This is a genomic window from Pseudomonas chlororaphis subsp. aurantiaca, assembly GCF_013466605.1.
Taxonomy (GTDB): Bacteria; Pseudomonadota; Gammaproteobacteria; order Pseudomonadales; family Pseudomonadaceae; genus Aquipseudomonas; species Aquipseudomonas chlororaphis_I.
The window spans coordinates 6,177,960-6,190,273 of the sequence record NZ_CP059162.1 but is presented as its reverse complement, the minus strand read 5'-3'; the positions used below and the strand labels follow the sequence as shown (position 1 = coordinate 6,190,273).

Sequence of the window (12,314 nt, the reverse complement as noted above, 5' to 3'; positions counted from 1 at the left end):
ATGGAAGTAGCCGCTAAGTTGTCGGGCGCTCGAATCTCCGCCCAGAAAGCCCGCTTGGTCGCCGACCAGATCCGCGGGAAGAAGGTGGGCGAAGCGCTCAACCTGTTGGCTTTCAGCAGTAAGAAAGCCGCCGAGATCATGAAGAAAGTGCTGGAGTCGGCCGTAGCCAACGCCGAGCATAACGAAGGCGCAGACGTTGATGACCTGAAGGTCTCCACCGTTTTCGTCAACGAAGGGCGTTCGCTGAAGCGCATCATGCCACGTGCCAAAGGCCGTGCTGATCGCATCGTCAAGCGGTCTTGCCATATCACTGTCAAGGTTGCTGACAAGTAACGGAGTCGAAGAGATGGGTCAGAAAGTACATCCCATTGGCATTCGCCTGGGAATCGTCAAGGAGCACACCTCCGTCTGGTACGCAGACGGTCGGACTTATGCGGACTATTTGCTCGCAGATCTGAATGTGCGTGAGTATCTCCAAGACAAACTAAAAAGCGCGTCCGTAAGCCGTATCGATATCCATCGTCCGGCTCAAACTGCACGCATCACCATCCACACCGCTCGTCCCGGCATCGTGATCGGCAAGAAAGGTGAAGATGTTGAGAAACTGCGTCAGGACCTGACCAAGCAAATGGGTGTGCCTGTGCACATCAATATCGAAGAGATCCGCAAGCCGGAGCTCGACGGTATGCTGGTTGCCCAGAGCGTAGCTCAGCAGCTGGAGCGCCGTGTAATGTTCCGTCGCGCTATGAAACGCGCAGTACAGAACGCCATGCGCATTGGTGCCAAAGGCATCAAAATCCAAGTGAGCGGTCGTCTCGGCGGTGCTGAAATCGCACGTACTGAATGGTATCGCGAAGGTCGTGTGCCACTGCACACCCTGCGTGCCGATATCGACTATGCCACCTACGAAGCTCACACCACTTACGGTGTGATCGGTGTGAAGGTTTGGATCTTTAAAGGCGAAGTAATTGGTGGTCGCCAAGAAGAGCTGAAGCCACAAGCACCAGCGCCTCGTAAAAAAGCTGCTAAGTAAGGGGTACGCCAAATGTTGCAACCAAAGCGTACGAAGTTCCGCAAGCAAATGACCGGCCACAACCGTGGTCTGGCGTTGCGCGGTAGCAAAGTCAGCTTCGGCGAGTTCGCGCTGAAGTCTGTTGCTCGTGGTCGTCTCACCGCTCGTCAGATCGAGTCAGCGCGTCGTGCTCTGACCCGTCACGTAAAACGTGGCGGCAAGATCTGGATCCGTGTATTCCCGGACAAGCCTATTTCCAAGAAGCCACTCGAAGTTCGGATGGGTAAAGGTAAGGGTAACGTCGAATACTGGGTTGCCCAGATTCAGCCAGGCAAAGTCCTGTATGAAATCGAGGGTGTTTCTGAAGAGCTGGCGCGTGAGGCTTTCGCCCTGGCTGCTGCAAAGCTGCCGCTCGCCACCTCCTTTGTTAAACGGACGGTGATGTGATGAAAGCGAATGAACTTCGTGGAAAATCCGCACAGCAGCTGAACGAGCAACTGCTCGGCCTGCTGCGCGACCAGTTCAATCTGCGTATGCAGAAGGCAACTGGCCAGTTGGGGCAGTCTCATCTGCTCTCGCAAGTTAAGCGTGACATCGCTCGCGTGAAGACTGTGCTCAACCAGCAGGCAGGTAAGTAATCATGGCTGAAGCCGAAAAAACTGTCCGTACGCTGACTGGCCGTGTTGTCAGCGACAAGATGGACAAGACCATCACCGTTCTGATCGAGCGTCGCGTTAAGCACCCTATCTACGGTAAATACGTTAAGCGTTCGACTAAGCTGCACGCGCACGACGAAACCAACCAGTGCCACATCGGCGACAAAGTCACTATTCGTGAAACTCGTCCGATGGCCAAGACCAAGTCTTGGGCTCTGGTTGATGTTCTCGAACGCGCTGTGGAAGTCTAAGGGCTAAGGGTCGGAGAAATTATATGATTCAGACTCAATCCATGCTCGATGTGGCCGATAACAGCGGCGCTCGCCGTGTTATGTGCATCAAGGTGCTGGGTGGCTCCCATCGTCGTTACGCTGGTATCGGTGACATCATCAAAGTTACCGTTAAGGAAGCAATTCCTCGCGGTAAGGTGAAGAAGGGTCAAGTGATGACTGCTGTTGTGGTCCGCACTCGCCATGGCGTCCGTCGTGCTGACGGCTCCATCATCCGCTTTGATGGCAACGCTGCTGTTCTGTTGAACAACAAGCAAGAGCCGATCGGCACCCGTATCTTTGGGCCAGTGACCCGTGAACTTCGTACTGAGAAGTTCATGAAGATCGTCTCGCTCGCCCCAGAAGTGCTGTAAGGAGATCCGACATGCAAAAGATTCGTCGTGACGACGAGATCATCGTGATCGCCGGCAAAGACAAGGGTAAGCGCGGTAAGGTGCTTAAGGTTCTCGCTGACAACCGTCTGGTTGTTGGTGGTCTGAACCTGGTTAAGCGTCATACCAAGCCTAACCCGATGTCGGGCGTACAGGGCGGTATCGTCGAGAAAGAAGCGCCACTGCACGCTTCCAACGTCGCCATTTTCAACGGCGAAACCAACAAGGCTGACCGCGTTGGTTTCAAAGTAGAAGACGGCAAAAAAATTCGTGTCTTCAAGTCGACCCAAAAAGCGGTTGATGCTTGAACACTGCTAGGTAGAAGACCATGGCACGACTACAAGAGATTTACCGGAAGGAAATCGCTCCGAAACTTAAGGATGAACTTAAGCTTTCGAACGTGATGGAAGTTCCGCGCGTTACCAAAATCACCCTGAACATGGGTCTGGGCGAAGCGATCGGCGACAAAAAAGTCATCGAGCACGCTGTTGCTGACCTGGAAAAGATCACCGGCCAGAAAGTCGTTGTGACCTACGCTCGGAAATCCATCGCTGGCTTCAAAGTCCGTGAGGGTTGGCCGATCGGCGTCAAAGTGACCCTGCGCCGTGAGCGTATGTACGAGTTCCTGGATCGTCTGCTGTCGATCTCCCTGCCTCGGGTTCGCGACTTCCGCGGCCTGAATGCCAAGTCCTTCGATGGTCGTGGCAACTACAGCATGGGCGTGAAAGAGCAGATCATCTTCCCGGAAATCGACTACGACAAGATCGATGCTCTCCGCGGTCTGGACATTACCCTGACCACCACTGCCAAGAACGATGATGAAGGCCGCGCTCTGCTGCGTGCTTTCAAATTCCCGTTCCGCAACTGATTGGAGTAGGAAAATGGCCAAGAAGAGCATGAAAAACCGTGAGCTGAAGCGTCAGCTCACCGTTGCCAAGTACGCCACCAAGCGTGCAGCGCTGAAAGCTATCATCGTCGATCTGAACGCAAGTCCAGAGGCGCGTTGGGAAGCTACCGTAGCTCTGCAGAAGCAGCCACGTGACGCCAGCGCCTCGCGCATGCGTAACCGCTGCCGCCTGACTGGTCGTCCGCACGGCGTTTACCGCAAGTTCGGCCTCGGCCGTAACAAGCTGCGTGAAGCTGCAATGCGTGGTGACGTACCAGGTCTGGTTAAAGCCAGCTGGTAATAGCTATCAAAGTCGCGGTGTTCGGGGTCGCAAGATCCTGACCGCCGGTGGCCTTGAACGTGAATCAAGCCCCTTTTGGGGCTTGATTCATTTCTGGGGTGTGTCTAGAATGACCGGCTCGCCTGAGCCCGTGTTTTTTGCCCGGAATTTCTCGGCGACAAGCTGTAGCCGCAAGGCTCATTTTTTTTGTATCAGGAGCGTCTAGCCCATGAGTATGCAGGACCCGTTAGCGGACATGCTAACTCGAATCCGTAATGCCCAGATGGCTGAAAAGTCCGTCGTAAGCATGCCGTCTTCCACGCTGAAGGTGGCTGTAGCAAAAGTCCTGAAGGACGAAGGTTACATCGCGGGTTATCAGATCAGCAGCGAAACCAAGCCACTGCTGTCCATCGAGCTGAAATACTTCGAAGGCCGTCCGGTCATCGAGGAAGTGAAGCGCGTTAGCCGTCCAGGCCTGCGTCAGTACAAGTCCGTTGAAGATCTGCCGAAAGTTCGTGGCGGTCTCGGCGTGTCTATCGTCTCCACCAACAAAGGTGTGATGACTGATCGTGCTGCGCGCGCTGCCGGTGTCGGCGGCGAAGTTCTTTGCACTGTGTTCTAAGGGGGGATAAGCATGTCTCGCGTCGCTAAGAACCCCGTTAAGCTGCCAGCTGGTGTTGAAGTTAAATTCGCCGGCCAACAGCTTTCGGTGAAGGGTGCCAAGGGCACTCTCGAACTGAACGTACACTCGTCCGTTGAAATTGTTCAGGAAGCTGGTGAGCTGCGTTTCGCTGCTCGCAATGGCGACCAACAAACTCGCGCAATGGCCGGTACCACTCGTGCGTTGGTAAACAACATGGTCCAAGGCGTAAGCCAAGGCTTCGAGCGCAAGCTCCAGCTGGTCGGTGTTGGTTACAAAGCGCAAGCAAAAGGCACAGTGCTGAACCTGGCCCTTGGCTTCTCGCATCCAGTGGACTACGAGCTGCCGGAAGGCATCACCGCTGAGACTCCTAGCCAGACCGATATCCTGATCAAGGGCATCGATAAGCAGCTGGTAGGTCAAGTGGCCGCTGAGATCCGCGACTTCCGTCCACCAGAACCTTACAAAGGTAAAGGTGTGCGCTACGCGGACGAAGTCGTCCGTCGTAAAGAAGCCAAGAAGAAGTAGGGCATAGCAAATGACCGACAAAAAAGTTACTCGACTGCGTCGCGCTCGCAAAGCACGCCTGAAAATGCACGAACTCGAAGTCGTGCGTCTCTGCGTGTTCCGCTCTTCGCAGCACATCTACGCCCAGGTCATTTCGGCCGACGGCAACAAAGTCCTGGCAAGCGCCTCGACTTTGGATAAAGAACTGCGTGATGGCGCCACTGGCAACATCGACGCGGCCACTAAGGTTGGCCAGCTGGTCGCTACGCGTGCAAAAGCCGCTGGCGTCTCGCAGGTGGCTTTCGACCGCTCTGGCTTCAAGTACCACGGCCGCGTCAAGGCGCTGGCTGATGCTGCTCGTGAAGCTGGGCTGGAGTTCTAAGTTATGTCAAATAACGACCAAAAGCGCGACGAAGGCTACATCGAGAAGCTGGTTCAAGTTAACCGCGTAGCCAAAACCGTAAAAGGCGGCCGTATCTTCACTTTCACCGCGTTGACCGTGGTTGGTGATGGTAAGGGGCGCGTTGGCTTCGGCCGTGGCAAGTCGCGTGAAGTGCCTGCTGCGATCCAGAAGGCAATGGAAGCTGCTCGCCGCAACATGATCCAGGTTGATCTGAACGGCACCACTCTGCAGTACGCAATGAAGTCCGCTCACGGCGCTTCGAAGGTGTACATGCAGCCTGCTTCTGAAGGTACCGGTATCATCGCTGGCGGCGCTATGCGTGCTGTCCTCGAAGTTGCTGGCGTTCAGAACGTTCTGGCCAAGTGCTACGGCTCGACTAACCCAGTAAACGTGGTTCATGCCACTTTCAAGGGTTTGAAAGCAATGCAGTCCCCTGAATCCATTGCCGCCAAGCGTGGCAAAAGCGTCCAGGAGATCATCTGATCATGGCTACCGTTAAAGTAACGCTGATCAAAAGCATGACCGGCCGTATCCCTAACCACAAACTGTGCGTTAAGGGTCTGGGCCTGCGTCGCATCGGTCACACTGTAGAAGTCCAGGATACTCCCGAGAACCGCGGGATGATCAACAAGGCTTACTACATGCTGCGTGTCGAGGGTTAATCGATGAAACTCAATGATCTGAGTCCAGCGCCGGGTTCCCGTCGCGAAAAGCATCGTCCGGGCCGTGGTATCGGTAGTGGTTTGGGTAAGACTGGTGGCCGTGGTCACAAAGGTCAGACTTCCCGCTCCGGTGGCACCATTGCTCCAGGCTTTGAAGGCGGTCAACAGCCGCTGCATCGTCGCCTGCCGAAGTTCGGTTTCGTATCCCTGAAAGCCATGGATCGCGCAGAAGTGCGTCTGTCCGAACTGGCTAAAGTGGAAGGCGACATCGTCACCGTGCAGTCCCTGAAAGATGCCAACGTGATTAACCAAAACGTACAGCGTGTGAAAATCATGCTGTCCGGCGAAGTTACTCGCGCTGTGACTATCAAGGGCATCGCAGCCACCAAAGGTGCGCGTGCGGCTATCGAAGCAGCTGGCGGCAAGTTCGAGGAATAAATGGCTAAGCAAGGTGCTCTCTCTGCGCTCGGCAAAGGCGGTATGTCTGAACTCTGGGCTCGTCTGCGTTTTCTGTTCTTGGCGATTATCGTCTACCGAATAGGCGCACACATCCCGGTTCCAGGTATCAACCCTGACCGACTCGCAGACCTGTTTCGACAGAATGAGGGGACCATTCTTAGCTTGTTCAACATGTTTTCCGGCGGCGCGTTGGAGCGGATGAGCATCTTTGCACTAGGGATCATGCCGTACATCTCGGCATCGATCATCATGCAACTGATGACCGCCGTCAGCCCGCAGCTGGAGCAGTTGAAGAAGGAAGGTGAAGCTGGCCGTCGCAAGATCAGCCAGTACACCCGCTACGGCACTGTCGTCCTAGCTCTTGTTCAGGCCATCGGCATGTCCGTTGGTCTGGCAGGGCAGGGCGTTGCGTTCACTGGTGACTTTGGCTTCCATTTCGTCGCGGTATCCACTTTTGTGGCTGGTGCGATGTTCATGATGTGGCTGGGTGAGCAGATTACTGAGCGTGGTGTTGGCAACGGTATCTCGATGTTGATTTTCGCAGGTATCGTCGCCGGTCTTCCGAGAGCGATCGGGCAGTCTTTCGAGTCTGCGCGTCAGGGTGATATCAATATTTTTGCCCTGGTTGCCATCGGTTTGCTGGCAGTAGCGATTATCGGTTTTGTGGTGTTCATTGAGCGTGGTCAGCGTCGTATTGCTGTTCACTATGCCAAGCGTCAGCAGGGCCGCAAGGTGTTTGCTGCGCAGACTAGCCACTTGCCGCTGAAAGTGAATATGGCAGGCGTTATTCCTGCTATTTTCGCGAGCAGCATTTTGCTGTTCCCGGCTTCGTTGGGTGCCTGGTTCGGTCAGTCTGAAGGTATGGGCTGGTTGCAGGACATCTCGCAGTCGATCGCTCCTGGTCAGCCGTTGAATATTCTGCTGTTTAGTGCAGGGATTATTTTCTTCTGCTTCTTCTATACGGCGTTGATGTTCAATCCGAAAGACGTAGCGGAAAACCTGAAGAAGTCCGGTGCCTTTATTCCGGGCATCCGTCCAGGTGAGCAGTCGGCGCGCTACATTGATGGCGTTCTGACCCGCTTGACCATGTTCGGTGCTCTATATATGACGGCCGTCTGCCTGTTGCCCCAGTTCCTGGTGGTTGCAGCAAACGTTCCGTTCTACCTTGGCGGGACCTCGTTGCTGATCGTGGTCGTGGTTGTTATGGACTTTATGTCGCAAGTACAATCGCACCTCGTTTCGCACCAGTACGAATCCCTGATGAAGAAAGCCAACCTGAAGGGTTACGGCAGCGGCATGCTGCGCTGACCCATAAGGTTCGAGGAGTTGGTGATGAAAGTTCGTGCATCGGTGAAAAAGCTGTGCCGTAACTGCAAGATTATTCGCCGCGAAGGTGTTGTTCGAGTAATTTGCAGCGCGGAACCGCGTCACAAACAGCGCCAAGGCTGAGTGTGATTGTGCTTCAAGCCCAGCAGCTAGTGCGCTGCTGGGTTGATTATTTGTTATTACAGCGATATTATCTCGCGCCCTATTTCTTGGCTTCCGGGGCGTAGGTAGCTGTCAATTGGAGTCCCACTGAATGGCCCGTATTGCAGGCGTTAACATTCCAGATAACAAGCATACTGTTATCTCGCTGACCTACATCTATGGTGTTGGTCGCACGACTGCACAGAAAATCTGTGCAGAGACTGGGGTCAACCCAGCCGCAAAGATCAAGGATCTGAGCGACGAGCAAATTGAACAGCTGCGTGGCGAAGTGGCGAAGTTCACCACTGAAGGTGACCTGCGTCGCGAAATCAACATGAAAATCAAACGCTTGATGGATCTGGGCTGCTACCGCGGTCTGCGCCATCGTCGTGGTCTGCCAGTACGCGGTCAGCGTACCAAGACCAACGCGCGTACTCGCAAAGGTCCGCGTAAGCCGATCCGCAAGTAATCGCACCAGCGAATCGACAGGAATTTAGTCATGGCAAAACCTGCTGCTCGTCCTCGTAAAAAGATTAAAAAGACAGTGGTTGATGGCATCGCCCACATCCACGCGTCTTTCAACAACACCATCGTGACCATCACCGACCGTCAAGGTAACGCTCTTTCCTGGGCAACCTCCGGTGGTTCGGGTTTCCGCGGTTCCCGCAAGTCCACCCCGTTCGCTGCTCAAGTAGCTGCTGAACGTGCTGGTCAAGCTGCGCTGGAATATGGCCTGAAAAACCTCGACGTTAACGTCAAGGGCCCAGGTCCAGGTCGTGAATCCGCAGTCCGTGCTTTGAACGGCTGTGGCTACAAGATCGCCAGCATCACCGACGTGACGCCAATCCCGCATAACGGGTGCCGTCCGCCGAAGAAGCGCCGCGTGTAATCCAGGAGATTGTAAAGAATGGCTCGTTACATTGGTCCAAAATGCAAACTGGCTCGTCGCGAAGGCACCGATCTCTTCCTGAAGAGCGGCGTGCGCGCTATCGAATCCAAGTGCAACATCGAAGCAGCACCTGGTATCCACGGCCAGCGCCGCGGTCGCCAGTCCGACTACGGCACCCAACTGCGTGAAAAGCAGAAGGTCCGTCGTATCTACGGCGTTCTCGAGCGTCAATTCAGCGGCTACTACAAAGAAGCTGCTGGCAAGAAAGGTGCAACCGGTGAAAACCTGCTGCAACTGCTCGAATGCCGTCTGGACAACGTTGTATACCGTATGGGCTTCGGTTCGACTCGTGCCGAATCCCGTCAGCTGGTATCGCACAAGTCGATCAGCGTAAACGGTCAGACCGTTAACGTTCCGTCCTACCAGGTTCGTGCTGGTGACGTGGTTGCTGTTCGCGAGAAAGCAAAAAACCAACTTCGCATTGTCCAAGCTCTCGATCTGTGTGCCCAACGTGGCCGCGTAGAATGGGTAGAAGTAGACACTGAGAAGAAGTCGGGCGTTTTCAAGAACGTTCCAGCTCGCAGTGATCTGTCCGCCGACATCAACGAAAGCCTGATTGTCGAGCTCTACTCCAAGTAAGGGCTAGAAAATAGGTGCATCCATGCAGATTTCGGTAAATGAGTTCCTGACACCCCGCCATATTGATGTGCAGGTTGTCAGTCCAACCCGCGCCAAGATCACCCTCGAGCCTCTCGAGCGTGGTTTTGGCCACACCCTGGGCAACGCGCTGCGCCGCATCCTGTTGTCCTCAATGCCCGGCTGTGCAGTAGTCGAGGCCGAGATTGACGGTGTGCTCCACGAGTACAGCGCCATCGAAGGTGTACAGGAAGACGTAATTGAAATCCTGTTGAACCTTAAAGGTCTGGCTATCAAGCTGCACGGCCGTGACGAAGTTACGCTGACCTTGTCGAAGAAGGGTTCGGGGGTGGTTACCGCTGCCGATATTCAGCTGGATCATGATGTCGAGATCGTTAACCCCGATCACGTAATCGCTAACCTGGCGTCTAACGGCGCCCTGAACATGAAGCTCGTAGTAGCTCGTGGTCGTGGTTATGAACCGGCAGACTCGCGTCAGAGCGATGAAGACGAAAGCCGCAGCATCGGTCGCTTGCAGCTTGACTCTTCGTTCAGCCCGGTTCGCCGTATCGCATACGTGGTGGAAAACGCCCGTGTCGAGCAGCGTACCAACTTGGACAAGCTGGTTATTGATCTGGAAACCAACGGTACCCTGGATCCTGAAGAGGCTATCCGCCGTGCTGCAACCATCCTGCAACAGCAGTTGGCTGCGTTCGTCGACCTCAAGGGTGACAGTGAGCCAGTGGTAATCGAGCAGGAAGACGAGATCGATCCGATCCTGCTTCGCCCGGTTGACGATCTGGAACTGACTGTACGTTCGGCTAACTGCCTTAAGGCGGAAAACATTTACTACATCGGCGACCTGATTCAGCGTACCGAAGTAGAACTGTTGAAGACTCCGAACCTTGGCAAGAAATCCTTGACCGAAATCAAGGACGTTCTGGCCTCCCGCGGTCTGTCCCTCGGCATGCGCCTCGACAACTGGCCGCCTGCAAGTCTTAAGAAGGACGACAAGGCGACTGCCTGATCGTCGTAATCACCGAACGTTGTGTTTGGTAAGGAATGAACCATGCGTCATCGTAAAAGTGGTCGTCACCTGAGCCGCACCAGCTCGCACCGCAAGGCCATGTTCCAAAACATGGCGGTGTCGCTGTTCGAGCACGAGCTGATCAAAACTACACTGCCGAAAGCCAAAGAACTGCGCCGCGTTGCTGAGCCGCTGATCACTTTGGCCAAGACAGACAGCCTGGCTAACCGCCGTCTGGCTTTCGACCGTACTCGTTCGAAAGCTATCGTTGGTAAGCTCTTCAACGACCTGGGCAAGCGTTACGCTACCCGTGAGGGTGGCTACCTGCGCATCCTCAAGTGCGGTTTCCGCGCTGGCGACAACGCGCCTATGGCGTACGTCGAGTTGGTTGATCGTGCTGTCGGCGGTGAAGCTGTATCCGCTGAGTAAGACGTCAAATACAAAGAACCGGGCCTAGTGCCCGGTTTTTTGTGTCTGTTGTATTAGAAAAATACTATCGATAGTAATCATTTAATGCATTTGATGCTGTCATCTTGATGGTCGATACTCCTCGTCAGCCGATTAGCCGGCAGTTCCAAGACTGACAGAGGAAGATTGAGCATGAGCCAAAACAAAACGCTTACCACCGCAAGTGGCGCTTCAGTCGCCGATAACCAGAATTCCCGTTCTGCTGGCCCTCGCGGCCCGCTGCTGCTCGATGATTTTCATCTGATCGAGAAGCTTGCCCACTTCAACCGTGAAAACATTCCTGAGCGTCGCGTGCACGCCAAGGGTTCGGGTGCCTACGGTACTTTCACCGTGACCCGCGACATCACCGAATACACCAGTGCCAAGCTTTTCGAGTCCGTGGGTAAGCAAACCCCTACGTTCCTGCGTTTCTCGACTGTGGGCGGTGAACGTGGCTCGGCTGATACCGAGCGTGACCCACGCGGCTTTGCCCTGAAGTTCTATACCGAAGAAGGTAACTGGGACATCGTTGGCAACAACACACCTGTGTTCTTTATTCGCGACCCGCTGAAGTTTCCCGACTTTATCCACACCCAGAAACGTCTGCCGCAGAGCAACCTGAAGAGCGGCCAGGCAATGTGGGACTTCTGGTCACACTCTCCCGAGGCGCTGCACCAGGTCACCATCCTGTTCTCGGATCGCGGGATTCCGGACGGCTATCGCCATATGCACGGCTTTGGCAGCCACACCTACAGCCTGATCAACGCCAAGGGCGAGCGTCACTGGGTGAAATGGCACTACAAGACCAAGCAGGGCATCAAGAACCTGGCACCGGCCGAGGCTGCCCGCCTGGCGGGTACCGACCCGGATTACGCCCAGCGTGACCTGTTCAACGCGATCGAGCGCGGCGACTTCCCGAAATGGAGCGTGTGCATTCAGATCATGACCGAAGCCGAGGCGGCCGCTCATTACGAGAACCCATTCGACGTGACCAAGACCTGGTCGCAGAAGGAGTTCCCGCTGATCGAAGTCGGTGAGCTGGAGTTAAACCGCAACCCGCTGAATTACTTTGCAGAAGTCGAGCAGGCTGCCTTTGGTCCTAGCAACATGGTTCCAGGTGTCGGCCTGTCGCCGGATCGCATGCTGCAAGGCCGCGTATTCGCTTACGCCGACGCTCATCGCTATCGTGTCGGCACCAACCACCAGCAACTGCCGGTCAACGCCCCGCGCAGCCCAGTGAACAGCTACCAGCGTGATGGCGCCATGGCCTTTGGCAGTAACGGTGGCGCGGCCCCGAACTACGAGCCGAACAGCTACGCCGACGCACCGAAACAGGCTCCTCGCTACGCGGAACCGGCCCTGGCCCTCAGCGGTGCGGCCGATCGTTACGATCACCGCGAAGACACCGACTACTACAGCCATGCAGGCGCTCTGTTCCGCCTGATGAACGATCAGCAGCAAGCCCTGTTGATCGACAACATCGCCGGTGCGATGGCGGGTGTCAGCTCGGATGTGGTCCAGCGTCAGCTGCAGCATTTCTTCAAGGCTGACCCAGCTTATGGAGAGGGCGTGGCAAAGGCGTTGGGCGTACAGCTTAACTAAGTCTAAACGAGAAGCAGAACCGCCCTCGTTTGGGCGGTTTTTGCGTTTTTTCGGCTACTTTTCTCTGGGATTCTTCACTT

The 12,314-nt window shown here is 55.2% G+C and carries 23 protein-coding genes; all 23 read left to right on the top strand.

The window, feature by feature from the left end:
• Entirely contained in the window at positions 1 to 333 is a 333-nt protein-coding gene (gene rplV / locus H0I86_RS28395) for a 50S ribosomal protein L22 (RefSeq protein WP_003103908.1), read from the top strand.
• Between the two features lie 13 nt (positions 334 to 346).
• Positions 347 to 1,033 carry a 30S ribosomal protein S3 gene (gene rpsC / locus H0I86_RS28390; RefSeq protein WP_007924192.1) on the top strand — a complete coding sequence of 229 codons (687 nt, stop codon included), beginning with the start codon at positions 347 to 349 and terminating at the stop codon, positions 1,031 to 1,033.
• Positions 1,034 to 1,045: 12 nt separating this feature from the next.
• A complete protein-coding gene (gene rplP, locus H0I86_RS28385) occupies positions 1,046 to 1,459 on the top strand; it encodes a 50S ribosomal protein L16 (protein WP_003228729.1) in 414 nt (137 codons plus the stop codon).
• On the top strand, positions 1,459 to 1,650 hold the full coding sequence (rpmC, locus tag H0I86_RS28380) for a 50S ribosomal protein L29 (protein ID WP_180922993.1): 192 nt from the start codon (positions 1,459 to 1,461) through the stop codon (positions 1,648 to 1,650). Before rplP ends, rpmC begins: the two co-directional genes overlap by 1 nt.
• Positions 1,651 to 1,652: 2 nt before the next feature.
• Entirely contained in the window at positions 1,653 to 1,919 is a 267-nt protein-coding gene (rpsQ, locus tag H0I86_RS28375; protein WP_003194644.1) for a 30S ribosomal protein S17, read from the top strand.
• Positions 1,920 to 1,942: 23 nt separating this feature from the next.
• A complete protein-coding gene (rplN, locus tag H0I86_RS28370) occupies positions 1,943 to 2,311 on the top strand; it encodes a 50S ribosomal protein L14 (protein ID WP_002555479.1) in 369 nt (122 codons plus the stop codon).
• 11 nt (positions 2,312 to 2,322) lie between these two features.
• On the top strand, positions 2,323 to 2,637 hold the full coding sequence (gene rplX / locus H0I86_RS28365) for a 50S ribosomal protein L24 (protein ID WP_003186046.1): 315 nt from the start codon (positions 2,323 to 2,325) through the stop codon (positions 2,635 to 2,637).
• 20 nt (positions 2,638 to 2,657) lie between these two features.
• Complete coding sequence (gene rplE, locus H0I86_RS28360; protein WP_007924186.1) at positions 2,658 to 3,197, top strand: 50S ribosomal protein L5; 540 nt, start codon at positions 2,658 to 2,660, stop codon at positions 3,195 to 3,197.
• Between the two features lie 13 nt (positions 3,198 to 3,210).
• Positions 3,211 to 3,516: a 30S ribosomal protein S14 gene (gene rpsN, locus H0I86_RS28355; protein WP_003228726.1), complete on the top strand. Its 306-nt coding sequence runs from the start codon at positions 3,211 to 3,213 to the stop codon at positions 3,514 to 3,516.
• Positions 3,517 to 3,724: 208 nt separating this feature from the next.
• Positions 3,725 to 4,117: a 30S ribosomal protein S8 gene (gene rpsH / locus H0I86_RS28350; protein WP_003228724.1), complete on the top strand. Its 393-nt coding sequence runs from the start codon at positions 3,725 to 3,727 to the stop codon at positions 4,115 to 4,117.
• Between the two features lie 12 nt (positions 4,118 to 4,129).
• A complete protein-coding gene (rplF, locus tag H0I86_RS28345; RefSeq protein WP_007924185.1) occupies positions 4,130 to 4,663 on the top strand; it encodes a 50S ribosomal protein L6 in 534 nt (177 codons plus the stop codon).
• A gap of 10 nt (positions 4,664 to 4,673) precedes the next feature.
• Positions 4,674 to 5,024: a 50S ribosomal protein L18 gene (rplR, locus tag H0I86_RS28340; RefSeq protein ID WP_003186037.1), complete on the top strand. Its 351-nt coding sequence runs from the start codon at positions 4,674 to 4,676 to the stop codon at positions 5,022 to 5,024.
• A gap of 3 nt (positions 5,025 to 5,027) precedes the next feature.
• Positions 5,028 to 5,528, top strand: coding sequence for a 30S ribosomal protein S5 (rpsE, locus tag H0I86_RS28335; RefSeq protein WP_007924184.1), 501 nt, complete (start codon positions 5,028 to 5,030; stop codon positions 5,526 to 5,528).
• Positions 5,529 to 5,530: 2 nt separating this feature from the next.
• A complete protein-coding gene (rpmD, locus tag H0I86_RS28330; protein WP_003176408.1) occupies positions 5,531 to 5,707 on the top strand; it encodes a 50S ribosomal protein L30 in 177 nt (58 codons plus the stop codon).
• A 3-nt stretch (positions 5,708 to 5,710) separates the two neighbouring features.
• Entirely contained in the window at positions 5,711 to 6,145 is a 435-nt protein-coding gene (rplO, locus tag H0I86_RS28325) for a 50S ribosomal protein L15 (protein WP_007924183.1), read from the top strand.
• Complete coding sequence (gene secY, locus H0I86_RS28320) at positions 6,146 to 7,474, top strand: preprotein translocase subunit SecY (RefSeq protein WP_007924182.1); 1,329 nt, start codon at positions 6,146 to 6,148, stop codon at positions 7,472 to 7,474.
• A gap of 24 nt (positions 7,475 to 7,498) precedes the next feature.
• On the top strand, positions 7,499 to 7,615 hold the full coding sequence (gene rpmJ / locus H0I86_RS28315; RefSeq protein WP_002555468.1) for a 50S ribosomal protein L36: 117 nt from the start codon (positions 7,499 to 7,501) through the stop codon (positions 7,613 to 7,615).
• A gap of 130 nt (positions 7,616 to 7,745) precedes the next feature.
• A complete protein-coding gene (rpsM, locus tag H0I86_RS28310; protein ID WP_009045849.1) occupies positions 7,746 to 8,102 on the top strand; it encodes a 30S ribosomal protein S13 in 357 nt (118 codons plus the stop codon).
• A 30-nt stretch (positions 8,103 to 8,132) separates the two neighbouring features.
• Positions 8,133 to 8,522: a 30S ribosomal protein S11 gene (rpsK, locus tag H0I86_RS28305; protein WP_007924177.1), complete on the top strand. Its 390-nt coding sequence runs from the start codon at positions 8,133 to 8,135 to the stop codon at positions 8,520 to 8,522.
• An 18-nt stretch (positions 8,523 to 8,540) separates the two neighbouring features.
• Positions 8,541 to 9,161 carry a 30S ribosomal protein S4 gene (rpsD, locus tag H0I86_RS28300; protein ID WP_003176404.1) on the top strand — a complete coding sequence of 207 codons (621 nt, stop codon included), beginning with the start codon at positions 8,541 to 8,543 and terminating at the stop codon, positions 9,159 to 9,161.
• A 22-nt stretch (positions 9,162 to 9,183) separates the two neighbouring features.
• Positions 9,184 to 10,185 (top strand): DNA-directed RNA polymerase subunit alpha, encoded by a 1,002-nt coding sequence (locus H0I86_RS28295; protein WP_007924176.1) that lies wholly within the window; start codon positions 9,184 to 9,186, stop codon positions 10,183 to 10,185.
• 42 nt (positions 10,186 to 10,227) lie between these two features.
• A complete protein-coding gene (rplQ, locus tag H0I86_RS28290) occupies positions 10,228 to 10,614 on the top strand; it encodes a 50S ribosomal protein L17 (RefSeq protein ID WP_007924175.1) in 387 nt (128 codons plus the stop codon).
• A 171-nt stretch (positions 10,615 to 10,785) separates the two neighbouring features.
• On the top strand, positions 10,786 to 12,234 hold the full coding sequence (locus tag H0I86_RS28285; protein WP_180922992.1) for a catalase: 1,449 nt from the start codon (positions 10,786 to 10,788) through the stop codon (positions 12,232 to 12,234).
• The last annotated feature ends 80 nt before the right edge of the window (positions 12,235 to 12,314 follow it).

Coding starts and splice junctions, on each gene's coding strand:
- rplV (WP_003103908.1), top strand. CDS start 1: ATGGAAGTAGCCGCTAAGTTGTCGGGCGCTCGAATCTCCGCCCAGAAA.
- rpsC (WP_007924192.1), top strand. CDS start 347: ATGGGTCAGAAAGTACATCCCATTGGCATTCGCCTGGGAATCGTCAAG.
- rplP (WP_003228729.1), top strand. CDS start 1,046: ATGTTGCAACCAAAGCGTACGAAGTTCCGCAAGCAAATGACCGGCCAC.
- rpmC (WP_180922993.1), top strand. CDS start 1,459: ATGAAAGCGAATGAACTTCGTGGAAAATCCGCACAGCAGCTGAACGAG.
- rpsQ (WP_003194644.1), top strand. CDS start 1,653: ATGGCTGAAGCCGAAAAAACTGTCCGTACGCTGACTGGCCGTGTTGTC.
- rplN (WP_002555479.1), top strand. CDS start 1,943: ATGATTCAGACTCAATCCATGCTCGATGTGGCCGATAACAGCGGCGCT.
- rplX (WP_003186046.1), top strand. CDS start 2,323: ATGCAAAAGATTCGTCGTGACGACGAGATCATCGTGATCGCCGGCAAA.
- rplE (WP_007924186.1), top strand. CDS start 2,658: ATGGCACGACTACAAGAGATTTACCGGAAGGAAATCGCTCCGAAACTT.
- rpsN (WP_003228726.1), top strand. CDS start 3,211: ATGGCCAAGAAGAGCATGAAAAACCGTGAGCTGAAGCGTCAGCTCACC.
- rpsH (WP_003228724.1), top strand. CDS start 3,725: ATGAGTATGCAGGACCCGTTAGCGGACATGCTAACTCGAATCCGTAAT.
- rplF (WP_007924185.1), top strand. CDS start 4,130: ATGTCTCGCGTCGCTAAGAACCCCGTTAAGCTGCCAGCTGGTGTTGAA.
- rplR (WP_003186037.1), top strand. CDS start 4,674: ATGACCGACAAAAAAGTTACTCGACTGCGTCGCGCTCGCAAAGCACGC.
- rpsE (WP_007924184.1), top strand. CDS start 5,028: ATGTCAAATAACGACCAAAAGCGCGACGAAGGCTACATCGAGAAGCTG.
- rpmD (WP_003176408.1), top strand. CDS start 5,531: ATGGCTACCGTTAAAGTAACGCTGATCAAAAGCATGACCGGCCGTATC.
- rplO (WP_007924183.1), top strand. CDS start 5,711: ATGAAACTCAATGATCTGAGTCCAGCGCCGGGTTCCCGTCGCGAAAAG.
- secY (WP_007924182.1), top strand. CDS start 6,146: ATGGCTAAGCAAGGTGCTCTCTCTGCGCTCGGCAAAGGCGGTATGTCT.
- rpmJ (WP_002555468.1), top strand. CDS start 7,499: ATGAAAGTTCGTGCATCGGTGAAAAAGCTGTGCCGTAACTGCAAGATT.
- rpsM (WP_009045849.1), top strand. CDS start 7,746: ATGGCCCGTATTGCAGGCGTTAACATTCCAGATAACAAGCATACTGTT.
- rpsK (WP_007924177.1), top strand. CDS start 8,133: ATGGCAAAACCTGCTGCTCGTCCTCGTAAAAAGATTAAAAAGACAGTG.
- rpsD (WP_003176404.1), top strand. CDS start 8,541: ATGGCTCGTTACATTGGTCCAAAATGCAAACTGGCTCGTCGCGAAGGC.
- H0I86_RS28295 (WP_007924176.1), top strand. CDS start 9,184: ATGCAGATTTCGGTAAATGAGTTCCTGACACCCCGCCATATTGATGTG.
- rplQ (WP_007924175.1), top strand. CDS start 10,228: ATGCGTCATCGTAAAAGTGGTCGTCACCTGAGCCGCACCAGCTCGCAC.
- H0I86_RS28285 (WP_180922992.1), top strand. CDS start 10,786: ATGAGCCAAAACAAAACGCTTACCACCGCAAGTGGCGCTTCAGTCGCC.